Origin of the sequence: Chitinophaga sp. (assembly GCF_035564935.1) — a bacterium.
Lineage (GTDB): Bacteria > Bacteroidota > Bacteroidia > Chitinophagales > Chitinophagaceae > Chitinophaga.
This window is the reverse complement of record NZ_DATMTE010000895.1, coordinates 1-3,832: the sequence shown is the minus strand read 5'-3', so window position 1 is coordinate 3,832 and position 3,832 is coordinate 1. Positions and strand designations below refer to the sequence as shown.

Genomic DNA, 3,832 nt, shown 5'->3' with positions numbered 1-3,832 from the left:
TTCGAACCACTGACCTTCGGGTTATGAGCCCGACGAGCTACCTCTGCTCTACCTCGCAATGTGAGGTGCAAATGTAGGTAAATAATTTAAACCGCAAAATTTAAATGTTGTTTTTTGTGAGCACAGCCGCATGTTTCAGGGGAACGATACTTTTTAAAAGAAAATGAAAACGAATGTAATGTAGTGCTGTGGCTTGTTTGGGGATATTGCCAGGTTGCTGTTTTTTTTGCTGTGAGATGAAATTTTTTTTAAGAAGAGATGATCAACAGTTTTGAAATAAGCAAACAGCCGGCCATCTCTTCTTACAAAAAAAAATTATATCCTGCTCCTCCATAATCTCAACAGGGTATTTACCAGGATGTCTGCCAGCTGTTGTAAAACGCCGGCGCCGGCCTCACAGTGCTTTCCACGCCAAACCTGCGAAACACAGGTTGTGCGCAGTGATGGCCTGATCTTACCGCAATCCCTTCCTTGTTGAGTGCTCCTGCCTGTTCGGTAGTGAAATCTTTACAAAAGATAATACGCTCGTTTTGCCGGGAGCCATACCTATTAAGCGCAACCCAGGTACTTCTTTTAGGAGCTGCGTAGCATATACAGGCAGGTAATGTTCATACTGGTATATAACATCAATGCCTATATGATTTACATAATCAATGGCGGCGGGCTGTGCAGCAGCACACCCGCCACACTTCTTTTATTAAAGGTCTGAATAATTTGTGGGCCGCAGGAACAGGATGTCTGATTTTGATACATTGTGACTGTATTCTTCCATTGCGGAAAGGGCTTTCCATTTGGGGTCGGCACTAAATGCCTTCCAGTGCTCATCACGGTCTTCCTTATTATTGAAAGTGGTCATGTACATCAGGTTTGGCATGCGGGAGCCCGAAATAACAGAGGCATAAAATACTGCATTAAAGTGCAGATTCCGGAAAATGCCGATTTCATCTCCGGTATTAAACATCTTCACTTTATTGATATGATAGTTTTCAGAAGGGCTTTCATAACTGCGTAATTCGTATACCCGTTCCTGTTTGGGGGCTGTTAAAGACGGCGCCTGTAACAGGGGCATCCCGGGAAACGCCTGTAACAGGATAGATTCAATACGGGTGTAGGGAATGTTGTTCCATGCGGCATCTGCATAGTCTTTCCCGTTAACGCCGAATGATTTGTTGGATGCCAGGGTTTTATCCAGGTTAACAAATTGATTGAGCGATTCGAACGGGATCAGCACATAGATCCGGAGGTCGGCCGTATCGGGTGTAACCGGTTTGAACACGCCGGCCTGTTTAATACCCGCCTGGTGCAGCGCCGGAAGAAATGCTTTTTCCAGGTAATTATCTACCAGTGTTACCTGGTCCTGGGTTTTCAGATGGTAGATCTTGATCTGGTAAAATTGTCTTTCTTTGGCCGTGAGGGTAACGGAACAAAGTACCAGGAGCGCCATTAGCAAAGTGGAATATATCTTCATAAAAAATTAATTGTATACCAGACAAAATACAGCAAATAGAGCAGGAATTATAGTGATGCTTCAGAATGCCGTATTTTGCAGGCTAAAAAAATGTACTTATGTCTGAGCCGGTAATGTTGATAGATCAGCCTAATAACAGGGGAACTTTATATGCCGTAGTGGAACAGGACGACAGGGTGGCTTATTTTTACCTGTATCCTTCGGAACTATTGACCACTAAGTATTCCCCGCGCCCGTGCTGGTTGCGGAACCTTCGCCCGGCGCCGGAAAAGAAAGATGTGGCCGCTATGAAAGAAGGGATGGCGCCCATGCTTGAAGCAGCCTACTGCAGGCATCCCCAGGGCAGTGAACCGCTGGAAAAAGAACGGATCACTATTGTATGGATGGAAGAGGGAGATGGAGCAGCGGTATTATACGACAATGAAATACTGGGTGTAATACCCGGCTGGAGCCTTTATAACGACGAACATGCGGTAGCTTATGCAGCGGATTGTACCGGCGCCGGCGAAAACGACCGGCTGATGCCACTCGGTAAACGTGGGGCCAACGCCATGTATGAGCGGGTAGACCAGGCTGTTGCTTTCTGGAAAGACTGGGAAGACGAAACCAGCCAAACCTGGAGCATTTTGCAGGACCAATACATAAAAGCCTATGAGGCAGTGTTTGGACCCATCCAGCAGTATTATGCCATCGATGGTGGACAATGGCCTCCCATGGCGCTGGGTAAATTCGAAAAAGACGATGTGGTGTACTTCCTTACCCTGGGAATAAGCATCCGCCCGATGCCCTGGGTGGAACTGCTGTACAGCGACCGCTCCCCGGGGTTCCGCCGTATGGAACTGGCAATGGCAGTAAGCAAAAAAGACTTTACAGATAAAGAGATCATGGCAATGGCCGGCCTGATGTCCGGTATGGCAGACCGGCCCTGGAAACAGATCACCTGGCTGGGCGAAGGACACACGGTAAGCTCGGATGAACTGCCGGCGCCTTTCGAAAGCGTAGTGGTATCGTCGGCTTTATATAATGGTCCTTCCATAGAACTGCCAGAGGTATATGGTGATAAAGTAAACCTTTACTGGCTGGCTCCTATCACCAAACTGGAAAGGGAATATGCCCATTCCCGGCCCAACGCAGGCTACGACCTGCTGGAAAAAATGATTCAACACAACCTAAGTCACCTCGTTACCCGGCGATCTGAGTTGCCATCCGATTAGCGGAACTTCTTTTTTATACGTGAAAGCCTGCAGAAAAAGCAGGCTTTTTTCTTTACCGGTGGAGAGATGGAGAAGTTTTTTAAAAAAGTTGAAATATTTTGTAACGAAATGATCCCATGGCCTACTAATCTGAAAAGAAAATTAAAAGCACATGAAAAACATCTTCAGAAATATTACAGCAGCTACTTTGGTAATCGCCGGCTTATTTGCCGGTAAAGCATCTGCACAGGGTAAATCGTTATTGTGGGAAATAAGTGGCAATGGGCTGGCTAAGCCTTCTTATTTATATGGTACCATTCATATGATCTGCGAGAATGATTTTAAAATAACGGAGAAAACAAAGCAGGCGTTACACCAGTCGGAGCAGCTGGTGATTGAAGCTAATATCCTCGACCCCAACATTAATACGATAATGGCTAAAGCAATGGCCACCGATATACCCTTAAGTAAAAGGTTATCCGCTGCAGATTACCATATGGTAGATTCCATACTGAAAGTAAAATGCGGTGTGCCATTGGCGCCGTTCGAAAACTATCAACTGGTGGCGGCGATCTCATTACTGGCTATGAAATCATTTCCATGTAAGGAGCTGAAGTCTTATGAAACTACTTTCATAGAAATGACACAGGCAGAGAAAAAGAATATCGGTTACCTGGAAGGACTGGAAGAACAAGTGGGATACCTGTTGAAATCGTATACTGATAAGCAGGTAGTAGACCAGGTAAAAGCTTTCGACAGCAGCAGCACAAACACTGATAAACTGGTGGCCGCCTATAAAGCAGAAGATCTTAACGATATGTACGCGCTCCTTACCGCCCCGGATCAAATGGATGAAAATGCCATTCACTGGATGCTGGAGGTGAGGAATAAGAACTGGGCAGAAAAAATACCCGGTATGATGAAAAAGAGAAGCACCTTCTTTGCAGTAGGTGGGGCACACCTGGGAGGCCCTATAGGACTGATTAAATTATTGAGAGAGAAAGGATATACTGTTAAACCTATTTTGAATTAAAGCTGTCACCGTTTGAAAAACAAGGAAAAAGAATTTCTTGAACTGGTAGAAGCTCACAAAGGAATTATCCATAAGATTTCCAGGATGTATATGGATGCTGAAGATGACCAGCAGGATCTTACGCAGGAAATCATTTAC

At 45.4% G+C, this 3,832-nt stretch carries 4 protein-coding genes; 2 read left to right on the top strand and 2 right to left on the bottom strand.

The window, feature by feature from the left end; translation table 11 throughout:
- Positions 1–350 precede the first annotated feature (350 nt).
- Positions 351–464, bottom strand: a complete 114-nt coding sequence (locus VN105_RS23340) for an aminotransferase class V-fold PLP-dependent enzyme (protein ID WP_325644753.1) — start codon at positions 462–464, stop codon at positions 351–353.
- 233 nt (positions 465–697) lie between these two features.
- A complete protein-coding gene (locus tag VN105_RS23335) occupies positions 698–1,468 on the bottom strand; it encodes an NIPSNAP family protein (protein ID WP_325644751.1) in 771 nt (256 codons plus the stop codon).
- Between the two features lie 98 nt (positions 1,469–1,566).
- Between VN105_RS23335 and VN105_RS23330 the strand changes: the two genes are divergently transcribed.
- Together VN105_RS23330 and VN105_RS23325 are read left to right on the top strand one after the other, a co-directional pair.
- On the top strand, positions 1,567–2,682 hold the full coding sequence (locus tag VN105_RS23330; protein ID WP_325644749.1) for a suppressor of fused domain protein: 1,116 nt from the start codon (positions 1,567–1,569) through the stop codon (positions 2,680–2,682).
- A gap of 151 nt (positions 2,683–2,833) precedes the next feature.
- On the top strand, positions 2,834–3,694 hold the full coding sequence (locus VN105_RS23325) for a TraB/GumN family protein (protein WP_325644747.1): 861 nt from the start codon (positions 2,834–2,836) through the stop codon (positions 3,692–3,694).
- Positions 3,695–3,832 lie beyond the last annotated feature (138 nt).

Excerpts from the sequence above, each read along its gene's own strand:
- VN105_RS23335 (WP_325644751.1), bottom strand. The coding sequence starts at position 1,468 with ATGAAGATATATTCCACTTTGCTAATGGCGCTCCTGGTACTTTGTTCC.
- VN105_RS23330 (WP_325644749.1), top strand. The coding sequence starts at position 1,567 with ATGTCTGAGCCGGTAATGTTGATAGATCAGCCTAATAACAGGGGAACT.
- VN105_RS23325 (WP_325644747.1), top strand. The coding sequence starts at position 2,834 with ATGAAAAACATCTTCAGAAATATTACAGCAGCTACTTTGGTAATCGCC.